Source organism: Cellulosimicrobium sp. 22598 (assembly GCF_052044445.1).
Taxonomy (GTDB): domain Bacteria; phylum Actinomycetota; class Actinomycetes; order Actinomycetales; family Cellulomonadaceae; genus Cellulosimicrobium; species Cellulosimicrobium cellulans_G.
Genome location: NZ_JBQEMZ010000006.1, coordinates 25381 through 38845 on the forward strand (window position 1 = coordinate 25381; position 13465 = coordinate 38845).

17 protein-coding genes are annotated in these 13465 nt (G+C 75.1%); 6 read left to right on the forward strand and 11 right to left on the reverse strand.

Annotated features, from left to right (window positions below; translation table 11 throughout):
- Positions 1–291: 291 nt before the first annotated feature.
- The 5 genes from thpR to infC all read right to left on the reverse strand — a co-directional run bounded on the left by thpR (position 292) and on the right by infC (position 3681).
- Complete coding sequence (thpR, locus tag ACTJIY_RS07990) at positions 292–960, reverse strand: RNA 2',3'-cyclic phosphodiesterase (RefSeq protein WP_440674215.1); 669 nt, start codon at positions 958–960, stop codon at positions 292–294.
- A complete protein-coding gene (locus ACTJIY_RS07995) occupies positions 957–1853 on the reverse strand; it encodes a TrmH family RNA methyltransferase (protein ID WP_440674235.1) in 897 nt (298 codons plus the stop codon). Before ACTJIY_RS07995 ends, thpR begins: the two co-directional genes overlap by 4 nt.
- A gap of 68 nt (positions 1854–1921) precedes the next feature.
- Positions 1922–2308, reverse strand: a complete 387-nt coding sequence (rplT, locus tag ACTJIY_RS08000) for a 50S ribosomal protein L20 (protein WP_024840664.1) — start codon at positions 2306–2308, stop codon at positions 1922–1924.
- 67 nt (positions 2309–2375) lie between these two features.
- Positions 2376–2570 carry a 50S ribosomal protein L35 gene (rpmI, locus tag ACTJIY_RS08005; RefSeq protein ID WP_047233980.1) on the reverse strand — a complete coding sequence of 65 codons (195 nt, stop codon included), beginning with the start codon at positions 2568–2570 and terminating at the stop codon, positions 2376–2378.
- A gap of 109 nt (positions 2571–2679) precedes the next feature.
- A complete protein-coding gene (infC, locus tag ACTJIY_RS08010; RefSeq protein ID WP_440697230.1) occupies positions 2680–3681 on the reverse strand; it encodes a translation initiation factor IF-3 in 1002 nt (333 codons plus the stop codon).
- Positions 3682–4058: 377 nt separating this feature from the next.
- On the opposite strand from infC, the gene ACTJIY_RS08015 reads away from it, so the two are divergent.
- The 6 genes from ACTJIY_RS08015 (at position 4059) to ACTJIY_RS08040 (ending at position 8895) form a co-directional block, all read left to right on the forward strand.
- On the forward strand, positions 4059–4523 hold the full coding sequence (locus ACTJIY_RS08015) for a Fur family transcriptional regulator (protein WP_253051397.1): 465 nt from the start codon (positions 4059–4061) through the stop codon (positions 4521–4523).
- A 115-nt stretch (positions 4524–4638) separates the two neighbouring features.
- Positions 4639–6153, forward strand: a complete 1515-nt coding sequence (locus ACTJIY_RS08020) for a catalase (RefSeq protein ID WP_440674214.1) — start codon at positions 4639–4641, stop codon at positions 6151–6153.
- A 145-nt stretch (positions 6154–6298) separates the two neighbouring features.
- The gene (locus ACTJIY_RS08025) at positions 6299–6670 is read left to right on the forward strand and encodes a DUF1844 domain-containing protein (protein ID WP_374059024.1); all 372 of its coding nucleotides are present in this window, start codon (positions 6299–6301) and stop codon (positions 6668–6670) included.
- A gap of 95 nt (positions 6671–6765) precedes the next feature.
- The gene (locus ACTJIY_RS08030) at positions 6766–7488 is read left to right on the forward strand and encodes a hypothetical protein (RefSeq protein WP_440674213.1); all 723 of its coding nucleotides are present in this window, start codon (positions 6766–6768) and stop codon (positions 7486–7488) included.
- Positions 7485–8273 carry a S1C family serine protease gene (locus ACTJIY_RS08035; protein WP_440674212.1) on the forward strand — a complete coding sequence of 263 codons (789 nt, stop codon included), beginning with the start codon at positions 7485–7487 and terminating at the stop codon, positions 8271–8273. The genes ACTJIY_RS08030 and ACTJIY_RS08035 overlap by 4 nt, the downstream gene beginning before the upstream one ends.
- A 100-nt stretch (positions 8274–8373) precedes the next feature.
- Positions 8374–8895 carry a hypothetical protein gene (locus tag ACTJIY_RS08040; protein WP_253051393.1) on the forward strand — a complete coding sequence of 174 codons (522 nt, stop codon included), beginning with the start codon at positions 8374–8376 and terminating at the stop codon, positions 8893–8895.
- A gap of 10 nt (positions 8896–8905) precedes the next feature.
- Here ACTJIY_RS08040 and ACTJIY_RS08045 read toward each other — a convergent pair whose 3' ends face one another.
- The 6 genes from ACTJIY_RS08045 to ACTJIY_RS08070 all read right to left on the reverse strand — a co-directional run bounded on the left by ACTJIY_RS08045 (position 8906) and on the right by ACTJIY_RS08070 (position 13397).
- Positions 8906–9640, reverse strand: coding sequence for an SseB family protein (locus ACTJIY_RS08045; RefSeq protein WP_440674211.1), 735 nt, complete (start codon positions 9638–9640; stop codon positions 8906–8908).
- Positions 9637–10368, reverse strand: coding sequence for a bifunctional 1-(5-phosphoribosyl)-5-((5-phosphoribosylamino)methylideneamino)imidazole-4-carboxamide isomerase/phosphoribosylanthranilate isomerase PriA (gene priA / locus ACTJIY_RS08050; protein WP_374614627.1), 732 nt, complete (start codon positions 10366–10368; stop codon positions 9637–9639). The genes ACTJIY_RS08045 and priA overlap by 4 nt, the downstream gene beginning before the upstream one ends.
- An 83-nt stretch (positions 10369–10451) precedes the next feature.
- On the reverse strand, positions 10452–11129 hold the full coding sequence (hisH, locus tag ACTJIY_RS08055; RefSeq protein WP_440674210.1) for an imidazole glycerol phosphate synthase subunit HisH: 678 nt from the start codon (positions 11127–11129) through the stop codon (positions 10452–10454).
- Positions 11126–11641 (reverse strand): hypothetical protein, encoded by a 516-nt coding sequence (locus ACTJIY_RS08060; RefSeq protein WP_353709451.1) that lies wholly within the window; start codon positions 11639–11641, stop codon positions 11126–11128. The genes hisH and ACTJIY_RS08060 overlap by 4 nt, the downstream gene beginning before the upstream one ends.
- Positions 11638–12237, reverse strand: a complete 600-nt coding sequence (gene hisB / locus ACTJIY_RS08065; protein ID WP_047233989.1) for an imidazoleglycerol-phosphate dehydratase HisB — start codon at positions 12235–12237, stop codon at positions 11638–11640. The genes ACTJIY_RS08060 and hisB overlap by 4 nt, the downstream gene beginning before the upstream one ends.
- The gene (locus tag ACTJIY_RS08070; protein WP_440674209.1) at positions 12234–13397 is read right to left on the reverse strand and encodes a histidinol-phosphate transaminase; all 1164 of its coding nucleotides are present in this window, start codon (positions 13395–13397) and stop codon (positions 12234–12236) included. Before ACTJIY_RS08070 ends, hisB begins: the two co-directional genes overlap by 4 nt.
- Positions 13398–13465 lie beyond the last annotated feature (68 nt).

Genomic DNA, 13465 nt, shown 5'->3' on the forward strand with positions numbered 1-13465 from the left:
AGGAACCTCGATGGTGGCCTGGACGGGTGCCGCCTCGCGGGGCGCGACGCACGCGGCGCGCGCAGGCGCGCGCTGGTGCGCGCGTCGCGGTCATTCTAGGGCGCCCGTCCGGGCCCGGTCCGTCCCGCCTCAGGCGGGAGGTGTGCACGCGTCAGTCGCGCGGGCCCGTGACGGGCCCGGGAAATCGACGACCACCGTGCATGTTCATGGCCGCCATCCTCGCACAGCCGTCGTGCGCGCGCCGGGCCGTGCCCGTGCGGGGCTCTCGTCGCCCTCCCCGCGACGCGGTCGTCAGCCGCGCGCGGCCACCCCCGCCAGCGGGAAGGTCTCGACCGTGCGGTACACCCGCCGGCCCGACGTGTCACCCGGCAGGTCGCCGGACGTCGACTCGAGCAGCAGGAGCTCGTGCGCGGTCCAGTCGGGGCCCGCGTAGACGGACAGCGCCGCGGCCGGACCGGCGAGCGGGTCACCGGCGGCGAGGTCCGCGAGGCCTCCCCCCGAGCGCCGCGCGTGCGCGCGACGTCGAGCCTGCCGGGCCCCGGCGGCGGCGCGCGCCACGGTGAGGTGGGCGCGCTGCCGCGGTCGCCGGTCGACGCCGACGCCGACCTCGCGGGCCGCCTCGGCCACGGCCACGCTCAGGCCGGGGAGCGCGTCCGCGTCGAGCCCCCCGACGCCGACCCACAGCACACGCCGGTCGAAGACCCCCGCACCGCGCAGGCGCAGCGACGGCGGCGGCGTCTCGTGCGCCACCGGCGCGAGCGCGGCAGCGAGGTCGGGCACCGCCCCGTCCGGGACCGACCCGAAGAACGAGACGGTCACGTGCCACAGCTCGGGCGGGGTCCAGCGCACCAGCGGGGCGCCGTCGGGCCGGCGCGCCTCCTGGGCCTGCGCGCCCGAGAGCGCGAGCGCGAGATGGTCGAGCGCGGCGGTGCTCGGGCGGAGCGCGGCGAACAGGCTCACGCGCCGGCCCCTCCCGCCGCGGCCAGACGCCGGGCAGGCCGGTGCGCCCGGCTCGAGGCGTAGAGGCACACCGTCGCGGCGGTCGCGAGGTTGAGCGACTCGGCGAGCCCACGGATCGGGACGCGCACGACCGCGTCGGCGAGCTCCCGGTCCCGCTCGGGCAGGCCCCAGGCCTCGTTCCCGAAGACCCAGGCGGTCGGGGCCGCGAGGTCGACGCGCCGCTGTCCGTCGTCGAGCGCCCCCGCGCCCGCGGGCCCGGCCACGTCGAGGAGGTCGTCCAGATCCAGGTCGCCCGCGCCGTCGGCGGCGAGCACCGTGAGCCCGGCATCGCGCAGCGCGGCCACCGCGTCCGCGAGGCTCACGCCCGTGACGACGGGAAGGTGGAACAACGATCCCGCGGTCGAGCGGACGACCTTGGGGTTGTGCACGTCCACGCTCTCGCCCGCGAGCACGACCGCGTCCGCGCCGGCCGCGTCGGCGGCCCGGATCACGGTCCCGGCGTTCCCCGGGTCGCGCACCGTCGCCAGCACCGCGACGAGGGCGGGCCGCTCGCGGCCGGGCCCGGCGAGCGTGGCCACGACGTCCCCGAGCGTCGGCTCGTGCGCGCGGACGACGGCGAGCACGCCCTGCGCGTCGGCGCTCATCGCGGTCAGCACCTCGGCCGTCGCGACGTGGACGTGCAGGCCCGCCGCGCGGGCGTCCCCGACGATCTCGGGGTAGCGCTCGCCCGCCGTCGGCGTCACGTAGACGTCGCGGACCCGGTCGGGCGCGAGCCGCACGGCCTCGCGCACGCCCTGGGGGCCCTCCACGAGGAGCTGTCCGTGCCGCGAACGCGCCGGACGCCCGGCCAGCGCTCGGACCGCCTTGACCCGGTCGCTGCGAGGGTTCGTCAGCGTGGGGTCGAGCGGACCGGGCGCCGACCGGGCGTCCGGGGCCGACGCGCGGCCTGGTGAGGTGCTGGTCAGGCTGCGGCCTTCGGCGCGTTGACGTCCTCGGGGAGCGCGTCCTTCGCGACCTGGACCAGCGCGTTGAACGCGGCCACGTCGTTGACCGCGAGCTCGGCGAGCAGGCGACGGTCGACCTCGACACCCGCGGCCTTGAGGCCCTGGATGAGGCGGTTGTACGTCAGGCCCTGCGCGCGCGACGCCGCGTTGATGCGCTGGATCCACAGCTTGCGGAAGTCGCCCTTGCGCGCCTTGCGGTCACGGTAGGAGTAGACGAGGGAGTGGGTGACCTGCTCCTTCGCCTTGCGGTAGAGGCGCGAGCGCTGGCCGCGGTAGCCGCTGGCGCGCTCGAGGGTCGTACGGCGCTTCTTCTGGGCGTTGACCGCCCGCTTCACGCGTGCCACGTGATGCTCCTTGCAGTTCGGGGCTCAGGGGTGAGCCGGTCGGTGGCGGATCCCGCCACCTGCCGGGTCACTTGCCGAGCAGCTTCTTGATGGTCTTGACGTCGGCGGGCGAGACCACCTGGTCCTGGGCGAGGCGGCGCTTGCGCTTGGTGGCCTTGTGCTCGAGCAGGTGTCGAGCGTTGGCCTGCTCGCGCATGACCTTGCCGGTACCCGTGATGCGGAAGCGCTTCTTGGCACCCGAGTGCGTCTTGTTCTTCGGCATGACTGCCGTCTCTCCTTGTGTCCGGTCAGCCGCCTCGCGGCGGCCGACGTGTTCGGGTCCTGGCCGGTGGGCCCGGACCCCGAGCAGGGTCGGTCTGTGCTGCCGGCCGTCAGCCGGCCTTGCCTCGCGGTGCCGGCTTGGGCGCCGGGCGCGGGGCGCTCGGCTTGGGCGCGGCAGGCTTGGGGGCCGCCGGCTTGGCGCCGGACGCCGGCGCGGACGGCGCCGCCGGTGCCGGACGGGGGGTGGCCGGGCGCGGCGCCGCGGGCTTCGAGTCCGCAGCCGGTCGGGCAGCGGGACGCGGTGCCGCGGCCGGACGCGGCGCGGGCGCCGATCTCGGTGCGGCAGCCTTCGGCGCGGGAGCAGCCTTCGGCGCGGGCGCCTCGGCGGCCGGAGCCTCGGCGGGGGCAGCCGCCTCGGCCGGGGCCGGGGCGGTCTCGACCGCAGGGGCCTCGGCGCTCTCGGTGACCGCGACGGCCTCGGGCGCGTCGAGGTCGCCGGGCTCCGCGCCGTCACCGGTCCGCGCCGCGGCGCGCTGGGCGGACTTCGTCAGCCGGGGCTCGGCCTCCTGCGCCCGCTTGCGCTGCTCGCTCTTGGCGTCGGCCTTCTTCTTCACCGGGCCGAGCACCATGGTCATGTTGCGGCCGTCCTGCTTCGGCATCGACTCCACGAAGCCGAGCTCCGCGACGTCGTCCGCGAGGCGCTGGAGCAGGCGGACGCCCATCTCGGGGCGCGACTGCTCACGGCCACGGAACATGATCATGACCTTGACCTTGTCGCCCGCGGCGAGGAAGCGCTCGACGTGGCCCTTCTTGGTGCCGTAGTCGTGCGGGTCGATCTTCAGGCGGAAGCGGATCTCCTTGAGGACCGTGTTCGCCTGGTTGCGCCGCGCCTCACGCGCCTTCATGTCGGACTCGTACTTGAACTTGCCGAAGTCCATGAGCTTGGCGACGGGGGGCCGGGCGTCCGGGGCGACCTCGACGAGGTCGAGGTCCGCGTCCTGGGCAAGGCTCAGGGCAACCTCGGTGCGGACGACGCCGACCTGCTCCCCGCCGGGACCGATGAGTCGGACCTCGGGGACGCGGATCCGATCGTTGATGCGAGGCTCGCTGATGTGATGCTCCTAGGAAGTCGTCGGTAGACCACCCGGGACGAAGAAGGCCTCCGTCCCTGAGCGCAGGGCGGAGGCCATCAGGTCGGGACGTCGCACCGGGCGACGACCACGTCGGAACGTCCCCGAAGGGTGCGTCCCGGACCAGGACCCGGCCTCTGTCGCGACGTTCGTCGGCGGTCGAGACCCGGGTGGGATGAGATCCACTTGCGCACTCGCACCCCTCCCGTCGCCCGGAAGCCGGACGAGGAGACGCGCACGAGTCGGTCAGCCATCAAGGATAGCAGAGGGCGGGCCGGATGTTCGCACCCGCCCGACGGCGATCTCCTGATCGCCTCCATCATTGGAACTCTTCCAGTTTACGTGGTTAGAGTGGTGCCATGACGACAGGACCGACGCCCGGCGCGGGGACGACCCTCGACGACGGGCCACGACGCGCCCGCCACGAGGGCGAGCTCCGGGAGCACGGCTTGCGCGTCACCGCGGCCCGGTTGGCCGTGCTCGACGCGGTCGAGCTCCAGCAGCACGCCGACGCCGACGACGTCCTGCGCGCCGCGCGCGCGTCGCTCGGCTCCGTCTCGGTCCAGGCGGTCTACGACGTCCTGCACACGCTCACCGACAAGGGTCTGGTCCGCCGGATCGAGCCCGCGGGCCATCCTGCGCGCTACGAGCGCCGCCTCGACGACAACCACCACCACGTCGTGTGCCGGGGCTGCGGCGCCGTCGCCGACGTGGACTGCACCGTCGGTCACGCCCCCTGCCTGACGCCGAGCAGCACGTCGGGGTTCCAGATCGACACCGCCGAGGTGACGTTCTGGGGCCTCTGCCCCGACTGCGCGGACTGACCGCCCCCGCCCGCTCCCCGTGCCTCGCGCACCCGGAGCGCGCCCGTTTTCTCACGAAGATCCCGGTATGAGAACGCCAGACGGGCCGCGACCCGCGGCCCACGGAAGGAGACCCATGACCGCCCCCTTCACCACCACGAACGCCGGCGCGCCCGTCGCGTCGGACGCCCACGCCCAGACCGTCGGTGCCGACGGGCCGATCGTCCTGCACGACCACTACCTCGTCGAGAAGCTGGCCCAGTTCAACCGCGAGCGCGTCCCGGAGCGCGTCGTGCACGCCAAGGGCGGCGGTGCCTTCGGGACGTTCACGGTGACGAACGACGTCAGCGCGTACACGCGCGCGGCGCTCTTCCAGCCCGGCACGACGACCGAGATGCTCGCGCGCTTCTCCTCCGTCGCGGGCGAGCAGGGCTCCCCCGACACGTGGCGCGACCCCCGCGGCTTCGCGCTGAAGTTCTACACGACCGAGGGCAACTACGACCTCGTCGGCAACAACACGCCCGTGTTCTTCCTGCGCGACGGCATCAAGTTCCCCGACTTCATCCGGTCGCAGAAGCGCCTGCCGGGCTCGAACCTGCGCGACAACGACATGCAGTGGGACTTCTGGTCGCTCTCCCCCGAGTCGGCGCACCAGGTGACCTGGCTCATGGGCGACCGCGGCCTCCCGTCGAGCTGGCGCCACATGGACGGGTTCGGCTCGCACACCTACCAGTGGATCAACGCGGCGGGCGAGCGGTTCTGGGTCAAGTACCACTTCAAGACCCAGCAGGGCATCAAGAACCTCACCGCGGACGAGGCCTCGCAGCTCGCCGGGTCGGACTCGGACCACCACATCCGCGACCTGTACGAGCACATCGAGGCGGGCGACTTCCCGCGCTGGACGCTCTCGGTCCAGGTCATGCCGTACGAGGACGCCAAGACCTACCGGTTCAACCCGTTCGACCTCACGAAGGTGTGGCCGCACGCCGACTACCCGCTGGTCGAGGTGGGCGTCATGGAGCTGAACCGCAACCCGGAGAACTACTTCGCGCAGATCGAGCAGGCGACGTTCGCGCCGAGCAACTTCGTCCCCGGCATCGCGACGAGCCCGGACAAGATGCTCCTCGCGCGCATCTTCTCCTACGCCGACGCCCACCGGTACCGCGTGGGCACGAACCACGCCCAGCTCCCGGTGAACGCGCCGCACGCCGCGGCCGAGGGCGGTCACTCGTACGCGAAGGACGGGTCGATGCGCTACTCGTTCTCGTCGGCGACCACGCCGGTGTACGCGCCGAACAGCCGGGGCGGCGCGCACGCCGACCCGGCCCGCGCGGCGGAGTCCGCCGGGTGGGAGGCCGACGGCGAGCTGACGCGCAGCGCCGCGACGCTGCACCCGGAGGACGACGACTTCGGCCAGGCCGGCACGCTCTACCGCGAGGTCTTCGACGACGCGGCACGCGCGCGCTTCCTCGAGACGATCACGGGCCACGTCGGCGCCGTGCGCAGCGAGGACATCCGCGAGCGCGCGATCGCGTACTGGACGAACGTCGACGCGGGCCTCGGGGGCGCGCTGCGCGTCGCGCTCGCCGCCACCGGCGCGCCCGTCGAGGGCGGCCAGCCCGGCACCGCGGCGGAGCCGGTCCGCGTCTGACCCCGTCCGCGAGAGAGCGATCCCCTGCCGAGAGAGCGACGTACCGCGCCGGTACGTCGCTCTCTCGGCGGCAGGTCGCTCTCTCGGTGACGCCGGGAGACGGGTCGCGTCCGGGGTGGGCGGCACGGCACGACAGGATGGAAAGATGGTCGCCATGAGTACCGAGAACGCCGCCGTGCCCGACCCCGCCACCGACGCGGTGCGCGACATCGCCGACGTCGCCGCCGTGGAGGTCATCACGTCCGCGGCCGTCCACCTCATGAGCGCCGCGGCCGTCAAGTGCGGCCTGGCCGAGGACGCGCAGGAGCAGGGCCACCTCGACCTCGACGAGGCGCGCAAGCTCATCAACGCGCTCGCCGCGCTCGTCACGGCGAGCGCTCCGGACATCGGCAACCAGCACGCCCGCTCTCTCCGCGACGGGCTGCGCTCGCTCCAGCTCGCGTTCCGCGAGGCGTCGGTCTACCCCGACGCCCCGGGCGAGGGCCCGGGCGAGAAGTACACGGGCGCCGTGAGTTGAGCACGCCCCCGGTGCCCCCGCCGCACGGCGGGTCCCACGAGCAGCCGCCGTCGCCGACCCGACCGGAGAGCGTCCCGCGGGGGACGACGCCCCCCGTGGACCCGGGCGCGCGCGCCTCGGCCGGTGGACCGCCGTCGTTCGCCCCGGCCTCCGCGGCGCGGGGCACGGCCTCGGGCGGCGCGCCCGGCACCGTCGGCGCGGGCGTGGTCCCGGGAGCCACCGTCCCCCGGAGCGTCGGCGCACCGGGCACCGGCGCGCCCGGACCGGAGGGGGTGCCGTCCGCCGCTGACGCGACCGCGCCGGCGCGCCGCCGCCGCGGTGCGGTGGTCGCCATCGTGGTGCTGTCCCTCCTCCTCGCGGCCGCCCTGGGGGTGGGCGCCTACCTGTGGGTCACCACGACGCGGTGGCAGGAGTCGAGCGCGGACTGGGAGGGCGAGGCCCGCGGCCTGGGCGAGGACGTCGCCCGGCTCCAGACCGAGCTCGACGGCGCGAACGCCGAGCTCGACTCCGCGCGCACCCAGCTCACGGCCGCGCAGGACCGCATCAGCGACCTCGCCAACGAGAAGGCACAGCTCGGCGACGAGAACGAGGCGTCGCAGCAGTACCTCGACTACCAGAGCCGGGTCTCGGAGGCGGCCGGCAAGGTCGCGGCCGCGCTCGGCCAGTGCACGACGGCGCAGACGCAGCTCATCGGCTACCTCAACAACCGCGACGCGTACGACCCCGCGGACCTGGAGCGCTTCGCCGACCAGGTCGACCTGCTGTGCCAGGAGGCCACGGACGCGAACTCCCAGCTCCAGCAGGAGCTCGCCGGATGACCCGGCCCCGACCCGGGCCGTCCGCCCGGGGCGACGCCGGGCGCTCCGTCCGCCGGCGCGTCGTCGGGTCGCTCGTCTCGGCGTCCCTGCTCGCCGGCTCGCTGGCGGCCTGCGGCGTCCTGCCGGAGCTCCCCGAGCCCGTGCCGGACTCGGTCGTTCCGTCGCTCGTCGCGCCCGACGACCCGGCGGGGTCGGAGAACCTCTCGGCGGACGGCTTCGACGCGGTCCGGCGCATGGCCGTGCGCATCCGCAACGTGCGCTGCGACGGGCTGTCGACCGGCTCGGGGTTCGCCGTCGACTCCCGGACGCTCATCACCAACAAGCACGTGGTCGACTCGTCGCGCTCGCTGCAGCTCCTCACCTACGACGGCCGCGACATCGCGGCCCAGACCGCGAGCGTGGCCGGTCTCGCGGACCTCGCGATCGTCCGGACGGCGGAGGACCTCCCGTCGGCCCCCACCCTCGCGGCGGCCGACCCGGCGCCGGGCGACCCGGTGACGGTCGTGGGCTACCCCGAGGGCGGTCGGCTCACGGTGACGCAGGGCTCCGTCATCGGGACGACGACGGACCCGTTGCACGAGAACCTCGGCGAGGTGCTCGTCACCGACGCCCCGGTCGAGCCGGGAAGCTCCGGCTCCGCGGCGCTCAACGACGCCGGCGAGGTCATCGGCGTCGTCTACGCGAAGACGTCGACCGACAAGTCGCTGCTCGTCCCGGTGAGCACGCTGCAGACGATGCTCGGCGACGAGTCGGCGTTCACCGTCCTCCCGGAGTGCGACGCCTGACCGCCCGTGCAGGAGCGCGTCGGTGCGGTGGGGGGGGACGGTACGACCCGCCACGCCGCACCCCGCGCGCACCCGGGACCGCAGGTCTACCCTTCCTGCCATGAGCACACACGCGAGCTCGGACACGTCCCCGGTCGACCCGGCGCACATCACCCACGCGGCACGCGACACGCTCACCGTGCGTCGCGTCTTCGGAGAGTCCTACGAGCGCGACGGCACGCTCGTCATCCCCGTCGCGACCGTCTGGGGCGGCACCGGCTCGGGCTGGGGCTCCGGCGCGGGAGAGCTGTCCGGCAAGGGCGCGGCCGACTGGCGTCGCCGCATCGGGGCCGCGTCCGCGCCGGCGGAGGGCGAGGAGGCCGCGACGCCGAGCACGGGCGCGTCGTCCGACCCCGGGTCCGGCAACGCCGGCGGCGAGGCGGGCGGCGAGGGCTCCGGAGGCGGGGGCGGCTTCGGGGTCCGCGTCGTCGCCAAGGGGGTCTACGTCGTCGACGACGCGGGCGTGCGCTGGCAGCCCGCGCTGGACCTCAACCGCGTGATCCTCGGCGGGCAGGCGCTCGGGGCGGTCGTCGCGTTCTCGGCCGCGCTCGCGTGGGGCCTGAGCCGCCTGCGCCGTCGCTGACCCGGGACGGTCAGTCCGCCCGGCCGACCCGCAGCTCGAGCCCGTCGACGCGCTCGGACACGACGGCGTCGTTCGCCAGGGCGGCGTTGACCTGACCGAGCACCGCGTCGAGGCCCGCCCGGTCCAGCCCGGCGTCGATGCGCAGCACGACGGCGACCTCCGCGCGCCGCCCCGGCTCCGCCCACGCCCGCGCGACGTGCGGGATCCCGGCGAGCGCGCCCTGGACCGCCGCGAGCACCTCGGGGTCCACCGCGCCGTCGACGACGGCCGGCGACCAGTCCTTGCCCTGGGCGAGCGCCCACACGGCCGGCCGGGGCACGAGCGCCGTCACGGGGCCGCCCGGGTCGAGGACGAGCAGCGACCAGTCCTCGCTCACGGCGGACAGCGCCGCGCGGCGGGCGTCCACGGGGACGGGGCGAGCGCTCGCGCGCCACGCCGCCATCGTCGCCACGGACGTGAATACCGGGAGCGCGCGGCGACCGTCCGGCGCCTCGATCGCGACGACGCCCGCCGATGCCTCCTTGTCGACGGTGTGCCCGTGCTCGCCCTCGCCCGCGCTCTCGAGCTCGGCCAGGATCGGGATGAGGACGCGCGTCTCGCCGAGCCGCGCGACGACCTCGGCCAACGAGCCCGAGCCCGCGGCGTAGGCGTCGAGCAGCGCGGCCAGCGCCGGGTCCGCCGAGCCGTCGTCGCCCGCGAAGCCGGAGGACGGGGGCAGCGCCTTCCCTGCGGAGCCCGTCGTCACGGCCGACCCGCGACGTCGAGCGCCTGGGGCAGCGTGAACGCGCCCGCGTAGAGGGCCTTCCCCACGATCGCCCCCTCGACGCCCGCGGGCACGAGCGCGCGCAGCGCCTCGAGGTCGGCGAGGCTGGAGATGCCGCCCGACGCGACGACCGGCGCCTCGGTGCGCGCCGCGACGTCGCGCAGGAGGTCGAGGTTGGGGCCGCGCAGCGTGCCGTCCTTGGTCACGTCCGTGACGACGTAGCGCGCGCACCCGGCGGCCTCCAGACGGTCGAGGACCTCCCAGAGGTCGCCGCCCTCCTGGGTCCACCCGCGCGCCGCGAGCGTCGTGCCGCGCACGTCGAGGCCGACGGCGATCGCGTCCCCGTGCTCCGCGATAACCTTCGCCGTCCACTCGGGGTTCTCGAGCGCCGCGGTGCCGAGGTTGACGCGGCGCGCTCCGGTGGCGAGAGCGCGCTCGAGCGACGCGTCGTCGCGGATCCCGCCGGAGAGCTCGACCTGGACGTCGAGACGCGCGACGACGTCGGCGAGCAGCTCCGCGTTGGAGCCGCGGCCGAACGCGGCGTCGAGGTCCACGAGGTGGATCCACTCGGCACCGCCCGACTGCCAGTCGAGCGCGGCGGCGAGCGGGTCGCCGTACGAGGTCTCGGAGCCGGCCTCGCCCTGGACGAGGCGGACGGCCTGGCCGTCGGCGACGTCGACGGCGGGGAGCAGCACGAGGCGGTCGGTCACGGGGTTCTCCATCGGTGTCGGCGGCGCGTCGCTGTCGCGCCGGGCGGTGCGCGCCGGGCGAGGTGCACCCGGCGCGCGGTCGGTCAGAGCGAGCGGACCCAGTTCTCGAGCAGGGTCGCGCCCGCGTCGCCGGACTTCTCGGGGTGGAACTGCGTGGCGGACAACGGCCCGTTCTCCACGGCGGCGACGAACCTCCCGCCGTGGTCGGACCACGTGACGAGCGGTCGCCGGATCGGCGAGTCGGCGGGCAGGTCCTGGCCCGTCGTGAATGCCCGGGCGGCGTAGGAGTGGACGAAGTAGAAGCGCTCGTCCTCGACGCCGCGGAACAGCACGCTGCCCGCGGGCACGTCGACCGTGTCCCAGCCCATGTGGGGCACGACCTCCGCCTCGAGCCGGTCGACGAGACCGGCCCACTCCCCCAGCCCGTCGGTCAGGGTGCCGTGCTCGTCGCCCCGGTCGAACATGACCTGCATGCCCACGCAGATGCCGAGCACGGGGCGCCCGCCGGCGAGCCGCCGTCCGACGATCTCGTCGCCGCGGACGCCGCGCAGGCCCGCCATGACCGCGGCGAACGCGCCGACGCCGGGGACGACGAGCCCGTCGGCGTCCTGGGCCGCGGCACGGTCCGCGGTGAGCTCGACGTCCGCGCCGACGCGCTCGAGCGCACGCACGGCCGAGCGGACGTTGCCGAACCCGTAGTCGAGCACGACGACGGACGGGCGCCGCACGCCCGACGCCTCGCCGACGACCGGCTCGCTCATGCGCCGCTCCTCCGGGCCCGGCGCGCGGCGGACGTGAGCAGCCGCATCGCCTTCCAGCGCGAGATCGACGAGCTCGCGACGACGCCGGCCTGGTCGGCGAGCGTCGTCGTGCCGGTGAGCAGGTCCTCGAGCGCCTCGGGCGCGCCGCCGAGCACCAGGCCCGGCGCGAGCTGGTCCCCCGGGGCGCCGTCGGTCCAGCGCGTCATCGTGAGCTGTTCGCCGCTGCGCGCCACGAGCACGAGCGGCACGCCCTTGACCAGGGTGGTCAGCGCGGCGGCGGCGTGCGCGGGCGCGTCGCCGGCCGTGTCGCGGAGCACCGCGACGGCGCCCACGTCGGTCGGCACGACGTCGGCCTCGACCTGGGCGAGCGAGCACGCCGCGGCGAGCGGCTCGGCCCCGGCGATCTGCGTGATGAGCGCGACGAGGTCGGGCGCCGCGGAAGGACCCGTGAGGGACGAGAGGTCGTCCGGGATCTCGACGCCGTCGAGCGCGTCGTCGTCGTGCGTGCTCACAGGGCCCCCTTGGTGGACGGGACGCCCTCGACGCGCGGGTCGGGAGCGACCGCGGCGCGCAGCGCGCGCGCGAGGGCCTTGAACTGCGCCTCGACGATGTGGTGCGGGTCGCGACCGGCGAGGACGCGCACGTGGATGCAGATGCCCGCGTGGTGCGCGATCGACTCGAGCACGTGGCGCGTGAGCGACCCCGTGAAGTGCCCGCCGATGAGGTGGTACTCCTGGCCCTCCGGCTCGCCCGAGTGGACGAGGTACGGGCGTCCGGACACGTCCACGACGGCGAGCGCGAGCGCCTCGTCGAGGGGAACGGTGGCGTCGCCGAAGCGGCCGATGCCGGCCTTGTCCCCGAGCGCGACGCGCAGCGCCTCGCCGATCGTGATCGCCACGTCCTCGACGGTGTGGTGCGCGTCGATGTGCGTGTCGCCCGTCGCGACGACCTTGAGGTCGATGAGCGAGTGCTTGCCCAGCGCCGTGAGCATGTGGTCGTAGAACGGGACGGTCGTCGAGATCTCCGTCCGTCCCGTGCCGTCGAGGTCGAGCTCGACGAGCACGCTCGACTCGGACGTCGCGCGCTCGATGCGCGCGGTGCGCTTCACAGTCCTGCCACCTCCACGAGGGCCTGTCGGAAGGCCCGCATCTCCTCGCCGGTGCCGATCGACACCCGCAGCCAGCCGTCGGGACCAGTCTCCCGGATGAGCACGCCCCGCTCCAACAGGCCCGCCCAGACCGCGTGCCGGTCGTCGAACGTGCCGAAGAGGACGAAGTTCGCGTCGGACTCCGCGACCGCGAGCGCGCGCCCGTCCGGGTGCCGCAGCGAGCGCAGCCACGCGACGGTCTCGTCGCGCCGCTCGCGCAGGGCCGAGACCTGCGCGAGCAGCTCCGCCGAGTGCGACAGGGCCGCGCGCGCGACCGCCTGGGTCACGGCGGACAGGTGGTACGGGAGCCGGACCACGCGCAGCGCGTCGACGAGCTCGCGCGACGCCGCGAGGTAGCCCACGCGGGCGCCCGCGAGCGCGAACGCCTTGGACATCGTGCGCGTCACGGCGAGGTTCGGGTACCGGTCGAGCAGCTCGAGCGCGGAGGGAGTGCCGGCGCGGCGGAACTCGCCGTACGCCTCGTCGACGACGACGACGGCCGGCGCCTCGCGCCCGTCGGCGAGCGGCACGCGGACCGCGAGCGCCGCCTCGCACACCGCCTCGACGGTCGCCGCGGGCAGCGCGGTCCCGGTCGGGTTGTTGGGGCTCGCGAGCAGGACGACCGAGGGCCGCTCGCGCGCGACCACCTCACGCGCGTGCTCCGGGTCGAGCGTGAAGTCCTCGGCGCGGCGCCCGACGACCCACGTCGTGTGGGTGTCGCGCGCGTACTCCGGGTACATCGAGTACGTGGGCGCGAACGACACCGCGGTGCGGCCCGGGCCGCCGAACGCCTGCAGCACGTGGAGCATGATCTCGTTCGACCCGTTGGCCGCCCAGAGCTGCTCGGCGCCCAGCGCGACGCCGGACTCCGCGCCCAGGTACGCCGCGAGGTCGGCGCGCAGCCCGAGGAAGTCGCGGTCGGGATAGCGGTTGAGGCCCGCGGCGGCGTCGCGCACGGCCTGCGTGATCGTCGCGACGACTGCCTCGCTCGGCGCGTGCGGGTTCTCGTTGACGTTGAGCAGGACCGGGACGTCGAGCTGCGGCGCGCCGTACGGCTCGACACCGGCGAGCTCGGGGCGCAGCGGGAGCAGGGGCCGTCCCGCGACGGAGGGTGGGGTCACCCGGACAGTCTACGAACCGCGTGCGCACCGACGTCCGTGACGTCCGGCACGCGGGCAGCGGCGCTGGT